Here is a 20,703-nt window from a genome sequence, read left to right on the forward strand (position 1 = left end):
TCCTTGCCGTTACCGTGCTACCTGCGTCCCATCAGCGCTGGTGCTGAACGAGTTTTAGCATGCCAGATCTGGTGAGTCCCCCGGAGAGGGAATACGACCGCACTCTCTCACCGCACGGCAGCCGCCGGCACCCCCCGAGAGGAGGGGCCGGCGGCCGGTGGGTGCTTCGGTCAGCGCTTGGGGCGCCAGACGACGAGGGCGCTGGACTGCGGGGTGGGGGGCTGGTACGGGACGAGGTCGCGCCGGTAGGACGCGTGGACGGCGGCCTCGCGCTGCTGGAGGGCGGTGGCGGCGCCCTCCAGGGAGTCGACCAGTTCCGCGACCCGGGACCGCAGGGCGGTGACCTGGTTCTCCAGCTCGATGATCCGCTTGATGCCCGCCAGGTTGATGCCCTCGTCCTGGGAGAGCCGCTGGACCTCGCGCAACTGCTGGATGTCGCGGGCGGAGTAGCGGCGGCCGCGGCCGGCGGTGCGGTCGGGGCAGACCAGTCCGAGGCGGTCGTACTGACGCAGGGTCTGCGGGTGCAGACCGGACAGTTCGGCGGCCACGGAGATGACGTACACCGGGGTGTCCTCGGTGAGGACGTACGTCGGCGGGGCCGCGGCGGCGCGGCGGGTGCGGCGGGGGCCGGCGCCGGGCAGGCCCTCGCCGAGGCCGGGGCCGATCGGGGTGTCGGGGTCGATCGGGTTCATCGGGGACATCTGGTCGTCACGCTCCCTTCGCCGCCCGGAACAGGGCGGCGCGCGGATCGTCGGAGGCGGTGGCCTCGCGGTACTGCTCAAGGGCGTTCAGCGCGTCGCCGGTGACGTGCTGGGGCACCACGACCTCGACGGTGACGAGGAGGTCGCCGCGGGTGCCGTCCTTGCGGGTGGCGCCCTTGCCGCGGGCGCGCATGGTGAGGCCGTTGGCGCTGCCCGGGGGCAGCTTGAGCTTCACGGTCGGGCCGTTCAGCGTGGGCACCTCGATGGTGGCGCCGAGCGCGGCTTCGGGGAAGGCCACCGGGACGGTGACGGTGAGGTTGTCGCCCTTGCGGCCGAAGACCGGGTGGGAGTCGACGTGCACGGTCACGTAGAGGTCGCCGGGCTGCCCGCCGCGCTCGCCCTGGGCGCCCTTGCCCTTGAGCCGGATGCGCTGGTCGGCCTGGACGCCGGCCGGGATCCGGACCTGCATGGTGCGGGCCGAGCTGGCCCGGCCGCTGCCGTGGCAGTCGGGGCACGGGTCGTCGACGATCATGCCCCGGCCGCGGCAGTCCTTGCACGGCTCGGAGAGGGCGAAGGCGCCCTGGCCGCGGCTGACGGTGCCCGCGCCGACGCAGGTCGGACAGACCCGCGGGGTGGTGCCGGACTTGGCGCCGGTGCCGTTGCAGCCCCGGCAGGGGGCCTGGCTGGTCATCCGCAGCGGGACGGTCGCGCCGTCCACCGCCTCCTCGAAGGAGAGCGTCACCTCGGTCTCGACGTCGGCGCCGCGCCGGGGCTGGGCCTGCCGGGTGCCGCCGCGGTTGAAGAGGCCGCCGAACACGTCGCCGAGGCCGCCGCCGGCCTGGCCGGCGCCGCCCTGGCTGCCGCTGAAGAGGTCGCCGAAGTCGAAGCTGTAGCTGCCGTTGCCGCCGGGGGCGCCGCCGGCCCGGAAGCCGCCGTTGGCGAAGAGGCTGCGGGCCTCGTCGTACTCCTTGCGGCGCTTCTCGTCGGAGAGGACGTCGTACGCCTCGGAGATGTCCTTGAACCGCTCCTCGGCCTTGGAGTCACCCTTGTTGGCGTCGGGGTGGAACTCGCGCGCGAGCTTGCGGTAGGTCTTCTTGATCTCGGTGGCGGTGGCGTCCTTGGGCACGCCGAGGACCTTGTAGTAGTCCTTCTCGACAAAGTCCTTGCCACTCATGGCTTCCGCCACCTCCCGATGTCCATCGTCACTGTGCTGTCAACAGCCGGTGAGCAAACGGCTGCTGACAGAGCGCTGCGGAGCCGGCCGCCGTACTGGCCGGCGTACGACTCCGCAGCGCACTGGTTGTCAGCTGTCACAGGTTGTCAGCTGTCCGAGCCACCGTCGGACTTGTCCGCGTCGGCGGACTTCGGCTCGGCGTCCGGGGAGGACGCCTGGCTGCCGGGCTGGGGCTCCGCGACGGCCACCATCGCCGGGCGGATGATCCGCTCGCCGATGCGGTAGCCGGGCTGGAGGATCTGCACGCAGGTGTCCTCGGTGACGTCCGAGGAGTAGCTGTGCATCAGCGCCTCGTGCATGGTCGGGTCGAAGGGCTCGCCCTCCTTGCCGAACTGCTGCAGGCCCAGCTTGGCGACGACCGTCTCCAGCGACTCGGCGACGGACTTGAAGCCGCCCGTGACCTCGCCGTGCTCGCGGGCGCGGCCGATGTCGTCCAGGACCGGGATCAGCGACTCCAGGATGTTGGAGACGGCGATCTCGCGGACGGTCAGCCGGTCGCGCTCGACGCGCTTGCGGTAGTTCTGGTACTCGGCCTGGAGGCGCTGGAGGTCACCGGTGCGCTCGGCGAGCTCGCGCTTGGCGGTGGCGAGGTCGTCCGAACCGGATTCCCCGGTACCGGCCGCGGCGGCCTCCTCGGCAGCCTTGATCACGGCCTCTTCGGCGGCGGAGTCGTCGCCGGGCTTACCGCCCTGCGGCTTGTCCGTCATGCCGCACCGCCCTTGGGCTTCTCGTCGTCCACGATCTCGGCGTCGACGACGTCGTCGTCCTTGGCCTGGGCGGAGTCACCGGAGGGGGCGGCACCAGCAGCGGCGTCGGCGTTGGCGTACAGCGCCTGGCCGAGCTTCTGCGCGGTGGTGGAGACCTTCTCCGAGGCCTCGCGGATCTTCGCGATGTCCTCGCCCTTCAGGGCCTCCTTGAGCTCGCCGATGGCGGTCTCGACCTCGGTCTTGACGTCGCCCGGCAGCTTGTCGGCGTTGTCGGCGATGAACTTCTCGGTCGAGTAGACGAGCTGCTCGGCGGAGTTGCGGGTCTCCACGGCCTCGCGGCGCTTGTGGTCGTCCTCGGCGTACTGCTCGGCCTCGCGGCGCATGCGGTCGACCTCGTCCTTCGGCAGCGAGGAGCCGCCGGTGACGGTCATCTTCTGCTCCTTGCCGGTGCCGAGGTCCTTGGCACCGACGTGCATGATGCCGTTGGCGTCGATGTCGAAGGTGACCTCGATCTGCGGCAGGCCGCGCGGCGCCGGCGGCAGGCCGGTCAGCTCGAACATGCCGAGCTTCTTGTTGTACGCGGCGATCTCGCGCTCGCCCTGGTAGACCTGGATCTGCACGGACGGCTGGTTGTCCTCGGCCGTGGTGAAGATCTCGGAGCGCTTGGTCGGGATCGTGGTGTTGCGCTCGATCAGCTTGGTCATGATGCCGCCCTTGGTCTCGATGCCGAGGGACAGCGGGGTGACGTCGAGCAGCAGGACGTCCTTGACCTCGCCCTTGAGGACACCGGCCTGGAGCGCGGCGCCGATGGCGACGACCTCGTCCGGGTTGACGCCCTTGTTGGCGTCCTGGCCGCCGGTCAGCTCCTTGACGAGTTCGGCGACGGCCGGCATGCGGGTCGAGCCGCCGACGAGGACGACGTGGTCGATCTCGGAGAGCGAGATGCCGGCGTCCTTGATGACGTTGTGGAACGGGACCTTGCAGCGCTCCAGCAGGTCCGCGGTCAGCTGCTGGAACTGGGCGCGGGTGAGCTTCTCGTCCAGGTGCAGCGGGCCCTCGGCGGAGGCCGTGATGTACGGCAGGTTGATCGAGGTCTCGGAGGACGAGGACAGCTCGATCTTCGCCTTCTCGGAGGCCTCGCGCAGACGCTGCAGGGCCATCTTGTCCTTGGACAGGTCGACGCCGTGGCCGGCCTGGAAGACCTTGACCAGGTGGTCGACGACGCGCTGGTCCCAGTCGTCACCACCGAGGTGGTTGTCACCGTTGGTGGCCTTCACCTCGACGACCCCGTCGCCGATCTCCAGCAGGGAGACGTCGAAGGTGCCGCCGCCGAGGTCGAAGACCAGGATGGTCTGGTCGTCCTTGTCCAGGCCGTACGCGAGGGCGGCCGCGGTCGGCTCGTTGACGATGCGCAGGACGTTGAGGCCCGCGATCTCACCGGCCTCCTTGGTGGCCTGGCGCTCGGAGTCGTTGAAGTACGCCGGGACGGTGATGACGGCGTCGGTGACGGTCTCGCCCAGGTACGCCTCGGCGTCCCGCTTCAGCTTCTGCAGCACGAAGGCCGAGATCTGCTGGGGGTTGAAGTCCTTGCCATCGATGTTGATCTTCCACCCGGTGCCCATGTGGCGCTTGACCGAGCGGATGGTGCGGTCGACGTTGGTGACCGCCTGGCGCTTGGCCACCTCGCCGACCAGAACCTCGCCGTTCTTGGCGAAGGCGACGACGGACGGCGTGGTCCGCGCACCCTCGGCGTTCGTGATGACGGTGGGCTCGCCACCCTCCAGAACGCTGACGACCGAGTTCGTCGTACCGAGGTCGATGCCGACCGCGCGTGCCATCGTAGATACCTCCACGGAAGAGTTGAGCTTTACGGGCTCAAGGATGCATGACTCGGTGGGCGGCGTCAACAGGTATGAGTGCGGCTCGCTCAACTTTGCTGAGCGGATCGGTGGGCGCCCGCCGCCGGAGTGCCCCGCCGCGCCGTGGCGGGGGTGCGCCCACGTGACTGCCGCCATAGCTTGGGAATCTTCTGGAGAACCGTTGTCCACCGGTAATGTCCGGGCCGTCGGCCCGGCAAGTTACCGACCAGTACACTCGGTTCCCGAAGAACGTGGAACCGCAGAGCCTGCTCAACCGCGAAGCCGCAGGAGACGGAGAGCCGATGCAGCTAGCAGCGATCGTCATCTCGCTGGTCACATTCGTGATCGGCACCGCGCTCGCCGCCCGTGCGGCGTTGTACATCTACAAGGTGGTCCGCACCGGCGCGCCGGACTCCACCCGCTTCGGGCAGCCCGCCCAGCGGGTGAAGACCGTCGCGACCGAGTTCGTCGGCCACACCAGGATGAACCGCTGGGGGATCGTCGGGATCGCCCACTGGTTCGTCGCGGTGGGCTTCTTCAGCCTGGTGCTGACCATCGTCAACGCCTTCGGCCAGCTCTTCGACGCCGACTTCGCGCTGCCGATCATCGGCCACTGGACGATCTGGCAGCTCTTCGTCGAGCTGGTCGGCACCCTGACCACCCTGGGCATCCTGGTCCTGATCGTGATCCGGCTGATGAGCCTGCCGTCCCGGTCGGGCCGCAAGTCCCGGTTCGCCGGCTCGATCGCCTGGCAGGCCTTCTACGTCGAGTACACGATCCTCGGCATCGGCCTGTGCATCCTGATGCTGCGCGGCCTGGAGGGCGCCCTCAACGGCGTCGACTCGTACGGGCCGGAGCACCTGGTCTCGTACCCGCTGGTCTCCGCGCTGAGCGGCCTGTCGCACGGCACGCTGGAGAACCTGATCTACCTGTTCGCGATGCTGAAGATCTGCATCTCGTTCGCGTGGGCGACCACCATCGGCCTCAACCCCTCGATGGGCGTGGCCTGGCACCGCTTCCTCGGCTTCTTCAACATCTACTTCAAGCGCGAGGAGGACGGCGGCACCGCGCTCGGCGCCCTCCGTCCGATGACCAGCGACGGTCAGCCGATCGACTTCGAGGACCCGGCCGAGGACGCCGTCTTCGGCGTCTCCCAGGTCGAGCACTTCTCCTGGAAGGGCATCCTCGACTTCTCCACCTGCACCGAGTGCGGCCGCTGCCAGTCGCAGTGCCCGGCCTGGAACACCGGCAAGCCGCTCTCGCCGAAGCTGCTGATCATGAGCCTGCGCGAGCACGCCTACGGCAAGGCGCCGTACCTGCTGGCCGGCGGCGGCAAGGACATGGAGGGCGAGGAGAAGGCCACCTCCGAGCAGCTCGAGGACGTCCCGGCGGCCGCCCTGGCCGAGGCCGCGCGCCCGCTGATCGGCACCGCCGAGGAGAACGGCGTCATCGACCCGGACGTGCTGTGGTCCTGCACCACCTGCGGCGCCTGCGTCGAGCAGTGCCCGGTGGACATCGAGCACATCGACCACATCGTCGACATGCGCCGCTACCAGGTGATGATCGAGTCCTCGTTCCCGACCGAGGCCGGGACGATGCTCAAGAACCTGGAGAACAAGGGCAACCCGTGGGGCATGGCCACCAAGGCCCGCCTGGACTGGGTCAAGGAGCTCAAGAAGGAGACCGGCATCGAGGTGCCGGTGATCGGTGAGGACATCGACCCCGCCGAGGTCGAGTACCTCTACTGGGTCGGCTGCGCCGGCGCCCTGGAGGACCGCGCCAAGAAGACCACCAAGGCCTTCGCGGAGCTGCTGCACACCGCGGGCGTGAAGTTCGCGATCCTCGGCAAGGAGGAGTCCTGCACCGGTGACTCCGCCCGCCGCCTGGGCAACGAGTTCCTGTTCCAGATGCTCGGCGCGCAGAACGTGGAGACGCTGAACGCGGCCCTGGAGGACGCCCCGGTCAAGCGGATCGTCGCCACCTGCCCGCACTGCTTCAACACCATCGCCAACGAGTACCCGCAGCTCGGCGGCCACTTCGAGGTCATCCACCACACCCAGCTGCTCCAGCACCTCATCGACGAGGGCAAGCTGATCCCGGTCAACCCGGTCGAGGGCCTGATCACCTACCACGACCCCTGCTACCTGGGCCGCCACAACAAGGTCTACAGCCCGCCGCGCGAGATCATGGACAAGGTCCCCGGTCTGCGCCAGCAGGAGATGCACCGGCACAAGGAGCGCGGCTTCTGCTGCGGCGCCGGCGGTGCCCGGATGTGGATGGAGGAGCGCATCGGCAAGCGGATCAACACCGAGCGCGTGGACGAGGCGCTGTCGCTCAACCCCGACATCGTCTCCACCGCCTGCCCGTTCTGCCTGGTGATGCTCTCCGACTCGGTCAACGGCAAGAAGAACGAGGGTGCGGCCAAGGAGCACCTGAAGGTGGTCGACGTGGCCCAGCTGCTGCTCGACTCGGTCAAGGCCCTCCCGCCGGCCGGGAGCGAGGAGCAGCCCGCGACGGTGGACGCGTAACGCCCGTCGCGGAGCCCGCTGTTCGACAGTTCTGCTACAACCGCCCGGCCCGGTGGACGCCCCGAACGCGCCCGCCGGGCCGGGCTTTTGGGCGGCCCGACGGCGCGCGCCGGTACGGCGGGCGTACGGGGAGTGACGGCAATCGCACAGGCGCCGGACGGGCATTCGGTCGGAAGCAAATACAGTAGGCCCGGACCGGCTTCGTGCCGGTCGACCCGTTCCGGACGGAAGCCCCGGACGGGTGGCGACCCGCGCCGGCCGGACGGCCGGGTCCAGACCGACGACGAGGTGTCGGCCCGCCGGGCCGGGCCGCAGAGACACAAGGGGAACAGCGCAGACCATGACCGAGGCGATCATGCTGGTCGGTGGTAAGGGCACGCGATTGCGTCCGCTGACCACCCACACCCCCAAGCCGATGCTGCCGGTGGCAGGCGTCCCGTTCATCGCGCACCAGTTGGCCCGCGCGGCCGCCGCCGGCGTCACCCGCGTCGTGCTGGCCACGTCGTACCTGGCCGAGGTGTTCGAGGACCACTTCCAGGACGGCACCCCGTACGGCATCGAGCTGGTCTACCTGACCGAGCGCGAGCCGCTGGGCACCGGCGGGGCCATCCGCAACGCCGCGTCCGGGCTGACCTGCGGCCCGGACGAACCGGTCCTGGTCTTCAACGGCGACATCCTCTCCGGTGTCGACATCGCCGCCCTGCGCGACGGCCACGTGGCCGCCGGGGCCGACGTCACCCTGCACCTGACCCGGGTCGAGGACCCGCGCGCCTTCGGCCTCGTCCCGACCGACGAGGACGGGCGGGTGCTGGAGTTCCTGGAGAAGCCGGAGACCCCCGAGCAGATCGTCACCGACCAGATCAACGCCGGCTGCTACGTCTTCACCCGGTCCGTGATCGACCGCATCCCGGCCGGCCGCGAGGTGTCCGTCGAGCGCGAGACCTTCCCCGAGCTGCTGGCCACCGGCGCACTGCTGCGCGGCGTCGTCGACACCTCGTACTGGCTGGACCTGGGCACCCCGGCGGCCTTCGTCCGCGGCTCGGCCGACCTGGTGCTCGGCAAGGTCGACTCCCCGGCCGTCCCCGGCCCGACCGGCGACGCCCTGCTGCTGCCCGGCGCCACCGTCCACCCGGGCGCGGTGCTCAGCGGCGGCACCGTGGTCTCCGAGGACGCGGTGGTCGAGGCCGGCGCGATCGTCGAGGGCAGCGTGATCCTGCCGGGCGCGGTGATCGGCCCGGACACCCTGGTCAAGGACTCGATCGTGGGCGCCTTCGCCACCGTCGGCGACCGCTCGGCGCTGGACGGCGCGGTGATCGGCGACGGCGCGATCGTGGAGTCGGACAACGAGCTGCCCAACGGCATCCGGATCGCCTGCGGCACCCTGCTGCCGGTCGGCGCCGTCCGCACCACGGCCGGGCCGGGCGGCTGCCCGGCCGGCACCAGCGCGGCCGCGGCGGTGCACGGGCCGTCGGTCGGCGCGCAGCGGTAGCGACTCCGGGGGCTGCCGGGCTCCCGGGCCGCCGGGCTCCGGGGTGCCGGGCTGTTGGGCTCCCGGGGGTCGTTCCGGCGGGTTTTCGGCCCCGTTCGTCTCAGCCTCGCTGCAAACCGGCCCCGGCTCCGTCCGGGGCCGACGCGGGCCGGGCCGGGCGGGTACCTTCGGACCGTGGCTGGTAATCGATACGACAGCGGTCAGGGCGCCGACCGTCCGCACGGCGGGTGGTCGGCCCCTCCGCCGCCGTCGGTGCCCGGGGGGCACGGGGGGACGGACGGGCCGGAGTACTTCACGGCCCCGCACGCGGCGACGCCCGGCGGTCCCGGCGGGCCGGCCGGCCCGCCCGGCGCTCCGGGGCACCCGGCGGGGGACGGGTACGACCCGTACGCGGCGGACCGGCCCGGCAGCACCCGGGCCTTCCCGACCGGCGACCCGTACGCGGACGGCGGCCCGTACGCGCAGCAGCCGCCGTACGGGCCCGCGCAGGGCTACGGCCCGGACCAGGGCTACGGCCCCGACCACGGGTACGGTCCGGAGCCCGGGTACGGCCCCGACCAGGGCTACGGCCCCGACCAGGGCTACGACCAGCAGCCGTACGGCCAGGACAACGTCGCCGTCTACCGGGCCGGCGGCCAGTCCGCCCCGCACGTCGCCGGGCCCCGGCCGCACTGGCGCGAGCTGTTCACCGGCCTGTTCCGCGCCCCGACCGCGATCTTCGACCGCACCCGCGACCACCAGGTCTGGCTGCCCGCCCTCACCGTCTCGCTGCTGTACGGCGCGCTCGCGGTGCTCGGCATCGGGCTGACCCACGACGACATCGTCAACTCGACCTTCACCGTGGCGCTGACCGGCATCCTCGCCGCCGCCATCGGCTTCACCGTGACCGGGGCGCTCTTCGGCGGAGTCACCTACGCGCTGGCCCGCCAGCTCGGCGGCGACGGCCCGTGGAAGGCGACCGTCGGCCTGGCCGCGCTGATCGGCTGGCTCACCGACGCGCCCCGGCTGCTGCTCGACCTGGTGCTGCCCTCCGGCAGCGCCGTCGTCCAGGTCGTCGGCTGGGCCACCTGGATGCTCTGCGCGTACCTGCTGACCAGCATGGTCCGGCGGCTGCACGACCTGCCCTGGGGCAAGGCCGCGGCCGCCTCGGCGGTACAGCTGGTCGCGCTGCTGGTGCTGATCAAGCTGCCGACGCTGGGCTGAGCGCCCGGCGGGCCGAGGGGTTCGGCGGGCGGCCGGCTCCGGCGGGCTTCAGCGGGCTCCAACGGGCTCCGACGGGCTTCGGTGGGCGGAACCCTTCGGGGGGCGGAACCCTTCGGCGGGCGGAAGGCAGAATGGGGGCGGGTCGCGGCCGAGCGCCGGGCCCGCCCACCCTCGTCGTCCCACCTTCACCGGAGCCAGGAATGACCCTCCCCACCACCCACGTCAGCTTCCCGGCCGGGGCGGTGACCGGCGAGTCCCCGGTGCTCGCGGTGCACCCGCTGGCCGACGGCCGGTACGCCGTCGTCACCGAGGCGACCCCGTTCCACCCGCTCGACCACACCTGGCCGGACCAGCCGGCCGACCTCGGCACCCTGACCGTGGACGGCACCGGGCTGGCCGTCGTCGACTGCCTGACCGGCGCCGTCGGCCCGGACGGCGGGGAACTGCTGGTCGGCGCCGACATCCCGGTCCGGCGCGGTGACGAGGAGTGGTCCTGGCTGGTCCTGCACGTCCTCGACGGCGACCCCGGCGACATCGTCGGCCGCACCGCCGCGCTCGCCGTCGACGCCGACCGCCGGGGCGCCCTCAGCGCCTCGCACAGCGGCTGCCACCTGCTCGCCCTCGCCCTGAACGCCGCGCTCGCCCCGCGCTGGCGCAAGGACCCGGGCCGCTCGGACGCCTTCGGCCACCCGGACTTCGACAGCCTCGCCATGGCGAGCTCGGTGATGGACACCGCGGCCAGCACCGACACCTACCGGCTCGGCAAGTCGCTGAAGAAGAAGGGCTTCACGGTGGACGCCACCGAGGAGTTCCCGGCCCTCGCCGACGCCCTGCCGGCCCTCACCGAGGCCGTCAACGCCCGGCTGGCCGCCTGGGTCGCCGCGGACGCCCCGGTCCGCATCGAGGTGCCCGGCCCCGAGCTGACCGCCCGCCGCCAGTGGCACTGCGAGCTGCCCGAGGGCGGCGCGCAGATCTTCTGCGGCGGCACCCACCTGCACCACCTCGGCGAGCTGGCCGAGCTGCGCACCGAGCTGCGGCTGTCCGAGGACGGCACCGAGCTGGTCGCCGTCACCAGCCCGAAGCGGGCCTGAGGAACGCCGCGGGCGGCCACCCCTCCTTCCGACCTCGGAAGGGGGTGGCCGCCCGTCGTGCGTGCGCTCTGCGGAGCCCTTCGGCTCAGACCTCGGTGTGGTGGAAGTTCAGGTACGAGCGCGACGGCGTCGGGCCGCGCTGGCCCTGGTAGCGCGAGCCGTAGCGCTCCGAGCCGTACGGGTGCTCCGAGGGCGAGGAGAGCCGGAACAGGCACAGCTGCCCGATCTTCATGCCCGGGTACAGCTTGATCGGCAGCGTCGCGACGTTCGACAGCTCCAGTGTCACGTGGCCGCTGAAGCCGGGGTCGATGAAGCCGGCCGTGGAGTGGGTGAGCAGGCCCAGCCGGCCCAGGCTCGACTTGCCCTCCAGCCGGGACGCGACGTCGTCGGGCAGCGTGATGACCTCGTACGTCGAGGCCAGCACGAACTCGCCGGGGTGCAGGATGAACGCCTCGTCGCCCTCCGGCTCGACCAGCCGGGTCAGGTCCGGCTGCTCCTCCGAGGGGTCGATGTGCGGGTACTTGTGGTTCTCGAACACGCGGAAGAAGCGGTCGAGGCGCACGTCGATACTCGACGGTTGGATCATCGACGGGTCGAACGGGTCGACGACGACCCGGCCCCGGTCGATTTCGGTCCGGATGTCCTTGTCAGAGAGCAGCACGCTTCGAGGTTACGTGCAAGAAAGGGCCCCGGACGAATCCGCCCGGGGCCCGTCCGCCCTTCCGCCGGCCCTCAGGCCAGGAACTCCGCGGCCTCCAGCCGCATCGCCCGCGCCAGTTGCGGCTCCGACAGCTCCCGCACGTCGGCCAGTACCGAACTCCGCAGCCGTCCGCACTGCGGACATCGGATCAACCGCCCGGGGCCGATCCGGCCCGGACCGAGGTTCTGCATCGGGAACGTGGTGGTGCTGAACAGGTGCCCCTCGGCACAACGAACGACGGCGCGCTGCTCCATCGATCCCCTTCCCATCCCTAACCCAGTACTCACCCGTACTCACGTGCCCCGGCGGCCGAGCCCCGGGACAGCGTCACACGAAGGGATGTTCCGGACATTCCTCACCATGGCTCGCCGCCCCGGCCCCCACTCACCGGGGCACTCGCACGCGGCCCAAACAGTACGCCTCCGCACCCGCCCCACCGTGCTCCGCCACGTTCACCGACCCCCTGTGCAACCACCGTCGCAGATGGGGTACAGTGACACTGGATCGAGCGGTCTCTGACGGCTCATCAGGCGGGCGTAGTTTAATGGTAGAACATGAGCTTCCCAAGCTTAGAGCGCGAGTTCGATTCTCGTCGCCCGCTCCAGCGGTAAAGCCCCAGGTCAACGACCTGGGGCTTTCGCATTGTCTAGACCAATTCGCCCCCGCCGTGCCAGATCCGTGCCAGAAGGACGCCGATGCGATGCCTGAGCGGCGGATTCCAGTTCGTGAATCGTGTCTCCTGGGCGGACGGACGGACGGACGGTGACCTTCTCGAATGGTGAGATCCATTTTCTGTGGCCTGTGTCATGCGGTCTGAGGGGTGGGCTGCTGGTCATCGCAGAGGGGGACCGCTCGTTGAGCATGGCGAGCGGCCACGCCCACTTGTCGGTGCTCGACAACTCGTGTGTCCAGTGGGACTGCCGGGGCCGTCGTCAGTCGGTGGTGCCGAGGGCATCGGCGAGGCGGGCGTCCTGGTCGGGCGAGAGACCGAATCGGATGGCACGGGGGCTGTAGGTGCCGCCGCAGAGCAGAATGCGGCTGGTGTGGCTGGCGGCGCCGGCACCGCTGAGGGGCGAGCCGGCACCTTCGAGGTACCAGGTCTCGCCGTCCCAGAAGGGGTGGTCGAGCAGGGTCTCGGCGAGGGCGGCCGTGGCCTCGGACGGAGTTCCGATAGCGGCGAGGGCGTCGGCGACGGCCGCGGTGGCATCGGCTGGCAGGTCAGTGTCACCGAGGACGGGCAGCAGCAGGAGCAGTCGGGCGTGCGGATCGGTGATCCCCGGTCCGTCGCCGGGGTGCAGGGCGACGTGCTCCAGTTCGCACCATGCGAGGCCGGGGCCGGCGAAGTGGCCCTCGATGCTGGCGATTGAGCGTGGCCGGGCCCAGTCGGGGTGGGCCAGGTAGTAGTCGATCCCCTCGTCCTCCGTGAAGTTGCGGTGGACGATCAGGATGTTGTGGCCCTGTTGCATCGGCAGCCGGATGACGGGCCAGGCCGCCGGGTTGGAGAGCCGCTCGTAGGCTGCATCGGCGTCCGCGCCATCGACCCCGAACAGGGCGGGCTCGGGCTCGAAGTCATCGCCCTCGGCGAGCCAGAGCAGATAGGCAGCCCAGAAGCCGGGCAGGTGGAGCAGGTCCTCGCCGGCGGCAAGCGGATCGTTCTCGTGTCCAGGGATCAGCACAGGTGCATGCTGCCACCTGGTTCCGACACTGTGCGGTGAGGGGCGGTGTCTGCGGAAGAACTCGTACGGAACTGCAAGAACAGTCAGGATCTTCGCAGATGGGAGACCCTGTGGGGGATCTGGTTTTTGCAGTATTGGTGCACGTAACTCGCTGCAAAAACCGCCCGACGAGCTCGCGTTGGAGGTCCACGCCGCTGCATGCTTCACACACAACAGCGGTGTCGCGACTGCGACTTGATACCCGCTGTCAGAGCCAAGGAGGGTCTTGTGGGTACTGTGGCTGATCGTGGGCCCAGGCGGTGGGGGTGCGTAGCTGGCGGCCGTGCAGGAAGCGGTCGACTTGTACCGGACCTGGTGTTGGTTGTGGTCCTTGTTCTGCGCGGCACGCCAGCGAGGGACGTTGAGTCCCTCCTCGTGGCGGTAAGCCTGGTGGCTACACAAGCCGGTTCTGCTCGGCTTCGTCGGACCGAGTCAAGGTAAGCCGCGCAGTGGCTCGTCCCGAGAAGCCGTTGCCGATTGGTTCTGACCCGCAGATCGATGCGGCACGGTGGATGCGTGGGCTTCGCGACCGCGCTGGGTTGACGAATCGTGAGATAGCTCAATTCCTAGGCACGTCGGAGTCGACGGTGTCGAGAGCGATGTCGGGTCAAGGTTCACGGCGGTTGCATGATTTCGTGTACGCAGTGGCCATAAGGTGCGACGGGAGCACTGAGGAAGCTCGAGATCTCACGGGCCGTATGGCAAGACGCCGGCGTGCACACCTGCGGCAGCCCAATGAGGGGATCCTCGGCTGCGACCCGGACCTGATCTCGACGCCTTCCGAATTGGTTCGGGGGATGCGAGTCCTTCGTATCCAGGCTGACCAGCCCTCTCTCGCCGAGCTGAAGCGGAGGTCGCCGAACCGTGCGCTGGCTCCAACAACAATCAATGAGGTCCTGTTGGGGCAACGCTTCCCTTCGGCGCTCGTACTCGCCCGATTCGTGGCGGCGTGCGGAGTTGTTCCGCCCGAATCTGATCGTTGGGCCAGAGCCTGGCAACGGGTCATGTTCCTGCAGCAACAGAGCGGATGGAGATTCAAGGCACCATTCTCCCGCATGGTGCGCTTTCGGTTGGTGGAGATGGAGTCTGAGATTGGACCAACGTTCGTTGAGCCGTTCCGGGAGGCACACGAGGCCGTCAATGGTCATCTCGCCGGTGATCTCGAAGCCTGACCAGTCCGCGCGCTGCTCTTGCGGCATGCCTCGTGCACGATGAGAGGCATGGCCATCACGGACGATCGGCACGCTGCGCGACTCCTCGCGCAGCGTGCTCACGAGGTTTGGCGTTCGTCGGAGCGGGAGCGGTGTGGGGTGCTGCGATGGCTTGGTCGACGGAGTCTCGGCCCGTCTGCCAGCCCGAAGTTGGATACGTCATGGCGGGATGAAGCTTCGACTGCGAGGCCCGGTTGGCGTGAGCGCACTGCCTACTTGGACGGGGTGTACGCATTCGGGGTCGACTACCAGGTCTGCCGTAGCTGCGGACTCGGCTGGGTTGAGCAACCCGATACGCCTCCCCAGTAGCGGCGTTGTGGGCTGGCTGCTGCCGGTCTGGCTGCGCTACGTGTTGAGCATCCCGGCCTGATGTGGCACACGCTGGGAGGCCACTTGGCTGAATCGCGCCCGTTCTGGGCAGCGGTTGGCGCAGACGCTAGGAGCCGTCCGGCCGATCATGTGACTGTCGCCTGCCTTGGTCGTTGAACCGGACATGGGGCGGGGAGATCTCACGGATGCGGAGTGGGAACGGCTGCGGCCGTTCCTGCCGGTCAGCAAGAGGCGTTGTGGCCGGTGGCGGGACCACCGGCAGGTGATCGACGGGATTCTGCACCGGGTGCGGACCGGTGGGCACTGGTGTGACCTGCCCGATCGGTTCGGACCGTGTCGTGACTCCCACGTCCTGACCTGCAAGGTAGATGAGCATGATCGGACCACAGCCACCTTCGATGAACAGCTGGAGCGCCAAGACGACGGCGGGTTACCGAGGTTGATGGCCAACGGTGCATCACCGGTCCTACAAGGACGTATCCTGAGACTGTGTCCAGTCCGGTCGTAATCGAGGTGCCGCGGATTGCCGCGCCCGGCTACTCCAACCTGCGCCCGCCGTTGCGGAAAATCCGGCGCGAAAGGCTCTGGAAGACGGCTCGCATCACAACTCCTGGTCCGCTCTGGAAGCCAGTCCCAGAAGGCATGACACTGCCTCCCGATCTTGAGTACTACGTCGACACCTATGCCGAACAGGTCGTGCAGTACGTCCCGACCGGAGGGGGCAAAACGGCGGCCTACCAGGGTCTCTGGGATCTCGCCCGTGGGTGGGACGGCTGGCGGAACCTTGGCCGACCGATCGCGGTGGGCAGTTGGCGCGGCGTAGGCGCCGATTCCGAGTCTCTGCGGAAGCTGCGGTCTTTCCTCGACCGGCGTCCGGCGGTGAACGAGCGACTTAGCCCGCTTCGCGATGTGGTGGAACGCGGCCTGAGGCCGCCCGGATCCCCTGTCCCGGTGCCGGAGATGGGCGATGGTGAGATTTCGGGCGCGCGGGTCTCACGCCGGTTTGCTCTCGCCATCTCTGCCGAACTGCTGTCATCCTCCCTGTGGTGCCCGCCTGTCCTGCCACAGGAGTCCGCGGTATTCCCGCCGGATTGGCCGCCGATGGACCGGCTGTCGATCGCGTGCGGTATCACGCGATTGAGAATCGCTCTCGTGCCCAGAGCCCCGGGGCATGCCGCCGCAGTCGGCAGCGCGCCAGGGAGTGCGAGCGCATGCCGCCAGAGCGGTTTCTGCCTGGCTGCCTAGATCCTCTGGGTAGACGCCCTCCCGCTCAATGTGTCTCTGAGCAACGGGAGTTGTCATGCACGACGACCAGTTTCCGTGGTCGATCGAGAAGTTCGCGGCAAGCCTGATCGCGAACCTGATCATCAAGGGTGCTGAGGCGGTGGTCCGCCACCGGCAGCAGCGTAAGGGCGGTGAGAACGGACAGGCCCCTGCCGTCCGGGGTCGCCAGTCGACGGGGACCCGCCGGCCGGGCGGCAGTACCCATCCGCCCCAGAAGGATGCGGCGCGCAGGCGGCGGGCCCGTCGCCGTGGTCGGCATAGCACGCGCTGACCGGGTGCTGTCAGGGTCCGGCGTCCTCGGGCGCCGGACCCTTCGCCATGCGGCTACCGGTAGCGGCGGTGCTGCCGGTGGGCCGAGCCGCGGCGGTGGTGGCGGTGGTGCAGGGTGCGCCGGTGGTGGGCTGGCCGCCATCGGCTGGCACGGTGCAGGTCAGGTCGGCGTCCTGCCCGGCGTAGTAGATCAGTGTCGATGGCTAGCTATCCCTCTCTGCCACATTCCTTGCCCAAAGCGGGATTTGATTGCTGGTCCGCTGGTGATGCAGTCTCTTTCCGGCGCGTATAGCGCGCGCATCACAAAGGAGTGACCGTGGCACTGGAGGACATAGTCCTTGCTGTTCTCGCTACCGCGCCCGTCTCCGCACTGACGTCCTATCTAGTGGTGGCTGGGCACGAACGGCGCCGCCGCAGTTTCGCTAAACAGGACAAAAGGGAACAGGCGGCACAGATCGCTACCGAATTGGCGCTGCAGGAGGAGCAGGCCAGACGCTCTGCGTTCGACGAAGCGATCAAGGCAGTGGCTTACGCGATCCAGCACGCGCCCACCGTCCTCGGCAGGTACGTTGTCCCGCCCGGAAAGGACCCGGAGCGCTATGCGGCAGAGACAGCCGGGGAGTTCGCAAAATCTCTGGAGGACCTCAAGCGGAAGCTCATCAACGTGGCGCCCTACTTTCCCACCAAGTGGGACCAGTGGAACGCAAGCGCTTCCTGGTCATCCTTGAATCTCGAAAAGCTTCTGGATGATCTCCAGCACCAACGCGACAAGCGGAGATAGGAAGGCGATCGTCCGTACCGCCGCTTAGGACTTGTCCGCCCGATCATGTGACTATCGCCTGCTTTGCTCGTTGGTTCGGGCATGGGGCGGGGAGATCTGACCGATGCCGAGTGGGAACGGTTGGAGCCGTTCCTGCCGGTCAGCAACAGACGTTGTGGCCGGTGGCGGGATCACCGGCAGGTGGTCGACGGGATCCTTCACCGGGTGTGGACTGGTGTGCACTGGCGTGATCTGCCGGAGCGGTTCGGGCCGTGGAAGACGGTCTACGAGTGGCATCGGCTGTGGTCGGCCGACGGGACCTGGGAGCGGCTACTCCAGCAGGTGCAGGCCGAAGCGGAGGCGGTCGGCGACATCGACTGGGACGTCTCGGTCGACTCGACGATCGTGCGGGCTCACCAGCACGCGGCCGGTGCCCGCACCGATCCGCCGCCGGCCCTCGCCAGCTCAAAGGGGGCTGGCGCCGGGGAACACCAGGACGAGACGCCGTGGCAGAGCCTCGTCGCCCGCCTGGTGGAGGTGGTGCTGGAGGCGAAGGTCTGGGCCGCTCGCGGGGCGGGTTCACCACGAAGGTTCACCTGAGCGCGGACGGCCGCTGCCGTCTGCTGTCCTTGATCGTCACGCCGGGGCAGCGGGCGGACTGCACGCGGTTCGAGCCCGTGTTGGAGAAGATCCGTGTCCCGCGGACCGGTCCAGGCAGGCCCCGCAAGAAGCCCGACAGCGTGGCCGCCGACAAGGCCTAAAGCAACGGCCCGTGCCGCGCCTACCTGCGCAGACGGGGCCATCCTGCACACTATCCCGGAGAAGACCGACAGCCGGGCCGCCCGCCTGCGCAAGGGCTTACGAGGCGGACGGCCACCGGGCTTCGACGAAGAGCGGTACAAGAAACACAAGCACTCGGCGCCTACCGCGCTGGCGGTCCCGCCTTCTCGCGCTACGGCTGGCAGTCAGCAGCAGCATGACGACCAGGCTGGACGGGTCCATCGGTACCTGAGCGAATCCGCCCGTATAGACCGGACAGTCTCCGTGTCGTCAGAGGTAGGCACTCTTCCTCAACTGAGGGGGAGCGCCTATTCTCGCGACCACGCCATGTTCGGGTGGGGGGGAGCGAACGTGCCGGTCGAGGCGACGAGTTGGCAGAAGGAGCAGGTCAGTCGCGCGTACGTGCACGCACTGGCCACCCAGGGCGGTTACACGATCGGCGAGTGGAATGTCGATAAGGACGGCGTCGACGTGACTCTCCGCTCGCGGGGGCTGATGATCGACATCCAGCTCAAGTGCACACAGAGCCCGCGGGTCACGCGAGACGGATACAGCTTCGACCTCGACATCGCGACGTACGACAAGCTCCGTCATCCTGAACGGTCCGCTCCGGGGCATCTCGCGTTGTTGATCGTTCCGCCGGATATCGGCCGTTGGGTCACCCACCAGCAGGAATCCATCGTCCTGGCCTGCCACGGGTACTGGGCTTCTCTTCAGGGTATGAGCGCCGCGGGTGGAAGGTCCACCACCATCAGGATCCCGCGTCAGCAGGAGCTGACCGCGAAGGCCATGGCAACCATGTTCGATGCGGCGCGGCGCATGACCCTGGGCGGCTTGCGGAGGCTGAACTGAGATGGTGGACAGCACACTTGCCTTCGGCCCCAACGAGATCCGAAGCTACCTGAAGGTCAACGGGTGGGCACCCGTCGACGGCGGTGAGCTGGCCGAGCTGTGGAGCCTGCCGGGCTTCGCGGACGAGGTTGTCCTCGTGCCGCTCAAGCAGACCGCCCCGGACTTCACCAAGCGCGTGCACATCTTGCTGAACGACCTCGCGCGAGTGGAGGCCCAGGAGACCCGTACGGTCCACGACGCGATCACCACCGTGTACCACGACGTCACCGATCTTCGGGCCTCGCACCCGTCGTTGAGTGATGGGTCGATCCCGCTCGAAGCGGGCTACGAACTGTTCGTCTCTGCGAAGCGCCTCAGGGTGGCCTCGGCAGCCGCCACCCTCCGCCGGCAGGGCCACTTCCGCAATTTCCCGTCCCGGGCACGGGAGCAGGCACGCGAAGTCCGGATCGGCCAGACCCGGCGCGGGTCGTACATCGTGCCGATCATCAGCCAGGCCCGGTCACCGCTTGAGGTCTACACGCCCGGCCAGAACGACATCGACGCCGGAGTCGAAGAGGTCCTCTTCGACCGGCGAGTGACTGCGACCATGTCGCGGGCCCTCGGTGTTCTTGAGGAGATGGCCAGCGCCGAGCGCGAGCCAACCCCGAGCGAGATCACCGACAGCGTCGGCGAGGGCGTCTCCTACGAGCTGTGCCAGGCTTTGGCCAAGGTCGTCAATGCCGACTCGGTCAACGCTCTCGACGTCTCCTTCAACTGGTCCCGGGTCGCCGCTCCTCCGCCAGGCGCCCCACCGCAGGTGACCTTCAACGAGGACACGATCGAGATCCTCGACAAGGTCTCCACTCAGCTCAAGACACGCACTTCGACCCGACAGCACCTGATCTACGGGGTTGTCACGAACTTGAGCCGTCAGCCTGATGACGACGACGGCCGCGTGGGGGTGCGGACTCTGCTTCAGCGACGGATCCGGGTTGTGTGGATGACGCTCCCCCCGGATGTCTACCACGTTGCCGTCCGCTGCCACGACGAAGGAGTTCCGGTACAGGTTCAAGGCGTGCTGACCAGCCCACCTGGAGGCCACGCCACCATGGAGGTCAGCCACTTCGGCCCGGATCCTTCGCTGCCACTGAGTGGGCCCACAGGGCGGTGAGAGGCTCTCGCCCTCTCACTGAACGCCGAGGAGCTGGCCCCCGAGCAAGTTGGATACCACTTCATCCTCCGACATCTGGTGACCAGTTGGGTCCACCAACAGCGTGGCAAACCCGGTTACTTGCTGGCGGGCGTCGCGCAGTGGCTCCAGATCGTCGCGTGACGCGGCTGGGCGGCTACAGTCGTCGCCATGAGCGATTCCCGGTCCCACGAGGTCGTGGCCCAGCCCCGTACCGCCGCCGGCGTGCTCTTCTTCGACGAGGACGACCGCGTCCTCCTCGTGAAGCCGACCTACAAGCCCGGCTGGGAGATCCCCGGCGGCTATCTGCACGCCGGCGAGACCCCGAGCGAGGGCGCGGCCCGCGAGGTCAAGGAAGGGCTCGGCATCACCCCGCCGATCGGCCGCCTTCTCGTCGCCGACTGGGCACCCCACCCCGCCGAGGGCGACAAGCTCCTCTTCGTCTTCGACGGTGGCGTCCTCCCCGCCGACGAGCTCGACAACATCACCGTCGACCAGGTGGAGATCGGCAAGTACGCCTTCCACGCCACCGACCAGCTCGACGAACTCCTCATCCCGCGCCTCGCCCGCCGCGTCCACGCCGCTTGTGCCGCCAAGGCGAAGCCCGAGACGGTTTACTTGGAGCACGGGGCGACCCGCTCGTAGGCCGAGATTCGACTCCGTGGCACACCTCGTACTTCACGAACCGGCAGCCACCACCTCTGCCGCAGGGCCGAATGGCGACATACCGGGTAACGCGCGGATGCGAGGGCCTGGGCGTGCTAGTGTCCGTCCAAAGGCCCGGAGGTGGGCCAGTGGCGAGCCGCTTGCCCGGACGAGTG

At 69.1% G+C, this 20,703-nt stretch carries 18 protein-coding genes, 1 tRNA gene and 2 pseudogenes; 14 read left to right on the plus strand and 7 right to left on the minus strand.

Translation table 11 applies throughout. From position 1 onward, the window contains the following. Positions 1-170 precede the first annotated feature (170 nt). The 4 genes from ACGFSC_RS00880 to dnaK form a co-directional block, all read right to left on the minus strand. Positions 171-701 carry a heat shock protein transcriptional repressor HspR gene (locus ACGFSC_RS00880; protein ID WP_359897738.1) on the minus strand — a complete coding sequence of 177 codons (531 nt, stop codon included), beginning with the start codon at positions 699-701 and terminating at the stop codon, positions 171-173. 7 nt (positions 702-708) lie between these two features. Further along, positions 709-1,875, minus strand: coding sequence for a molecular chaperone DnaJ (gene dnaJ, locus ACGFSC_RS00885; RefSeq protein WP_359897739.1), 1,167 nt, complete (start codon positions 1,873-1,875; stop codon positions 709-711). A 146-nt stretch (positions 1,876-2,021) separates the two neighbouring features. After that, positions 2,022-2,642: a nucleotide exchange factor GrpE gene (grpE, locus tag ACGFSC_RS00890; RefSeq protein WP_359897740.1), complete on the minus strand. Its 621-nt coding sequence runs from the start codon at positions 2,640-2,642 to the stop codon at positions 2,022-2,024. Then, positions 2,639-4,480, minus strand: coding sequence for a molecular chaperone DnaK (dnaK, locus tag ACGFSC_RS00895; RefSeq protein WP_359897741.1), 1,842 nt, complete (start codon positions 4,478-4,480; stop codon positions 2,639-2,641). Before dnaK ends, grpE begins: the two co-directional genes overlap by 4 nt. 323 nt (positions 4,481-4,803) lie before the next feature. Between dnaK and ACGFSC_RS00900 the strand changes: the two genes are divergently transcribed. From ACGFSC_RS00900 to ACGFSC_RS00915, 4 genes and pseudogenes are all read left to right on the plus strand, one after another. Then, positions 4,804-7,029 carry a heterodisulfide reductase-related iron-sulfur binding cluster gene (locus ACGFSC_RS00900; RefSeq protein WP_359897742.1) on the plus strand — a complete coding sequence of 742 codons (2,226 nt, stop codon included), beginning with the start codon at positions 4,804-4,806 and terminating at the stop codon, positions 7,027-7,029. 340 nt (positions 7,030-7,369) lie between these two features. Then, positions 7,370-8,434 (plus strand): annotated as a pseudogene (locus ACGFSC_RS00905) (sugar phosphate nucleotidyltransferase); the annotation flags it as partial. Positions 8,435-8,692: 258 nt separating this feature from the next. After that, positions 8,693-9,721, plus strand: a complete 1,029-nt coding sequence (locus tag ACGFSC_RS00910) for a YIP1 family protein (RefSeq protein WP_359897743.1) — start codon at positions 8,693-8,695, stop codon at positions 9,719-9,721. A gap of 200 nt (positions 9,722-9,921) precedes the next feature. After that, a complete protein-coding gene (locus ACGFSC_RS00915; protein WP_359897744.1) occupies positions 9,922-10,812 on the plus strand; it encodes a metal-dependent hydrolase in 891 nt (296 codons plus the stop codon). Between the two features lie 85 nt (positions 10,813-10,897). Here the strand turns inward: ACGFSC_RS00915 and dcd are convergent, their stop codons facing one another. Both dcd and ACGFSC_RS00925 read right to left on the minus strand, forming a co-directional pair. After that, the gene (dcd, locus tag ACGFSC_RS00920) at positions 10,898-11,473 is read right to left on the minus strand and encodes a dCTP deaminase (protein ID WP_359897745.1); all 576 of its coding nucleotides are present in this window, start codon (positions 11,471-11,473) and stop codon (positions 10,898-10,900) included. 71 nt (positions 11,474-11,544) lie between these two features. Next, entirely contained in the window at positions 11,545-11,766 is a 222-nt protein-coding gene (locus ACGFSC_RS00925; RefSeq protein WP_380351225.1) for a hypothetical protein, read from the minus strand. Positions 11,767-12,042: 276 nt separating this feature from the next. Between ACGFSC_RS00925 and ACGFSC_RS00930 the strand changes: the two genes are divergently transcribed. Continuing rightward, a tRNA-Gly gene (locus ACGFSC_RS00930) sits at positions 12,043-12,116 on the plus strand. A gap of 328 nt (positions 12,117-12,444) precedes the next feature. On the opposite strand, the gene ACGFSC_RS00935 is transcribed toward ACGFSC_RS00930, so the two are convergent. Next, positions 12,445-13,188 carry a hypothetical protein gene (locus ACGFSC_RS00935; RefSeq protein ID WP_359897747.1) on the minus strand — a complete coding sequence of 248 codons (744 nt, stop codon included), beginning with the start codon at positions 13,186-13,188 and terminating at the stop codon, positions 12,445-12,447. A gap of 551 nt (positions 13,189-13,739) precedes the next feature. Here ACGFSC_RS00935 and ACGFSC_RS00940 point away from each other — a divergent pair. From ACGFSC_RS00940 to ACGFSC_RS00980, 9 genes and pseudogenes are all read left to right on the plus strand, one after another. Continuing rightward, positions 13,740-14,399 (plus strand): winged helix-turn-helix domain-containing protein, encoded by a 660-nt coding sequence (locus ACGFSC_RS00940; protein WP_359897811.1) that lies wholly within the window; start codon positions 13,740-13,742, stop codon positions 14,397-14,399. 532 nt (positions 14,400-14,931) lie between these two features. Next, positions 14,932-15,099: pseudogene (locus ACGFSC_RS00945) on the plus strand (transposase); the annotation flags it as partial. Between the two features lie 158 nt (positions 15,100-15,257). Beyond that, positions 15,258-16,013, plus strand: a complete 756-nt coding sequence (locus tag ACGFSC_RS00950) for a hypothetical protein (RefSeq protein ID WP_359897748.1) — start codon at positions 15,258-15,260, stop codon at positions 16,011-16,013. Between the two features lie 55 nt (positions 16,014-16,068). Continuing rightward, entirely contained in the window at positions 16,069-16,323 is a 255-nt protein-coding gene (locus ACGFSC_RS00955; RefSeq protein ID WP_359897749.1) for a hypothetical protein, read from the plus strand. Positions 16,324-16,638: 315 nt separating this feature from the next. Continuing rightward, on the plus strand, positions 16,639-17,103 hold the full coding sequence (locus ACGFSC_RS00960) for a hypothetical protein (protein ID WP_359897750.1): 465 nt from the start codon (positions 16,639-16,641) through the stop codon (positions 17,101-17,103). Positions 17,104-17,184: 81 nt separating this feature from the next. Then, positions 17,185-17,682 (plus strand): IS5 family transposase, encoded by a 498-nt coding sequence (locus ACGFSC_RS00965; protein ID WP_392862074.1) that lies wholly within the window; start codon positions 17,185-17,187, stop codon positions 17,680-17,682. 531 nt (positions 17,683-18,213) lie between these two features. After that, positions 18,214-18,714 (plus strand): DUF4365 domain-containing protein, encoded by a 501-nt coding sequence (locus ACGFSC_RS00970; protein WP_359897751.1) that lies wholly within the window; start codon positions 18,214-18,216, stop codon positions 18,712-18,714. 1 nt (position 18,715) lies between these two features. After that, entirely contained in the window at positions 18,716-19,864 is a 1,149-nt protein-coding gene (locus tag ACGFSC_RS00975) for a hypothetical protein (RefSeq protein ID WP_359897752.1), read from the plus strand. A gap of 189 nt (positions 19,865-20,053) precedes the next feature. Continuing rightward, positions 20,054-20,527 (plus strand): NUDIX hydrolase, encoded by a 474-nt coding sequence (locus tag ACGFSC_RS00980; RefSeq protein ID WP_359897753.1) that lies wholly within the window; start codon positions 20,054-20,056, stop codon positions 20,525-20,527. The last annotated feature ends 176 nt before the right edge of the window (positions 20,528-20,703 follow it).

Origin of the sequence: Kitasatospora sp. NPDC048715, assembly GCF_043198905.1 — a bacterium.
GTDB lineage: Bacteria > Actinomycetota > Actinomycetes > Streptomycetales > Streptomycetaceae > Kitasatospora > Kitasatospora lactacystinica.

Coding starts and splice junctions, on each gene's coding strand:
- ACGFSC_RS00975 (WP_359897752.1), top strand. CDS start 18,716: ATGGTGGACAGCACACTTGCCTTCGGCCCCAACGAGATCCGAAGCTAC.
- ACGFSC_RS00915 (WP_359897744.1), top strand. CDS start 9,922: ATGACCCTCCCCACCACCCACGTCAGCTTCCCGGCCGGGGCGGTGACC.
- ACGFSC_RS00900 (WP_359897742.1), top strand. CDS start 4,804: ATGCAGCTAGCAGCGATCGTCATCTCGCTGGTCACATTCGTGATCGGC.
- ACGFSC_RS00880 (WP_359897738.1), bottom strand. CDS start 701: ATGTCCCCGATGAACCCGATCGACCCCGACACCCCGATCGGCCCCGGC.
- ACGFSC_RS00940 (WP_359897811.1), top strand. CDS start 13,740: ATGCGTGGGCTTCGCGACCGCGCTGGGTTGACGAATCGTGAGATAGCT.
- ACGFSC_RS00965 (WP_392862074.1), top strand. CDS start 17,185: ATGGGGCGGGGAGATCTGACCGATGCCGAGTGGGAACGGTTGGAGCCG.
- grpE (WP_359897740.1), bottom strand. CDS start 2,642: ATGACGGACAAGCCGCAGGGCGGTAAGCCCGGCGACGACTCCGCCGCC.
- dnaJ (WP_359897739.1), bottom strand. CDS start 1,875: ATGAGTGGCAAGGACTTTGTCGAGAAGGACTACTACAAGGTCCTCGGC.
- ACGFSC_RS00955 (WP_359897749.1), top strand. CDS start 16,069: ATGCACGACGACCAGTTTCCGTGGTCGATCGAGAAGTTCGCGGCAAGC.
- ACGFSC_RS00980 (WP_359897753.1), top strand. CDS start 20,054: ATGAGCGATTCCCGGTCCCACGAGGTCGTGGCCCAGCCCCGTACCGCC.
- dnaK (WP_359897741.1), bottom strand. CDS start 4,480: ATGGCACGCGCGGTCGGCATCGACCTCGGTACGACGAACTCGGTCGTC.
- ACGFSC_RS00925 (WP_380351225.1), bottom strand. CDS start 11,766: ATGGAGCAGCGCGCCGTCGTTCGTTGTGCCGAGGGGCACCTGTTCAGC.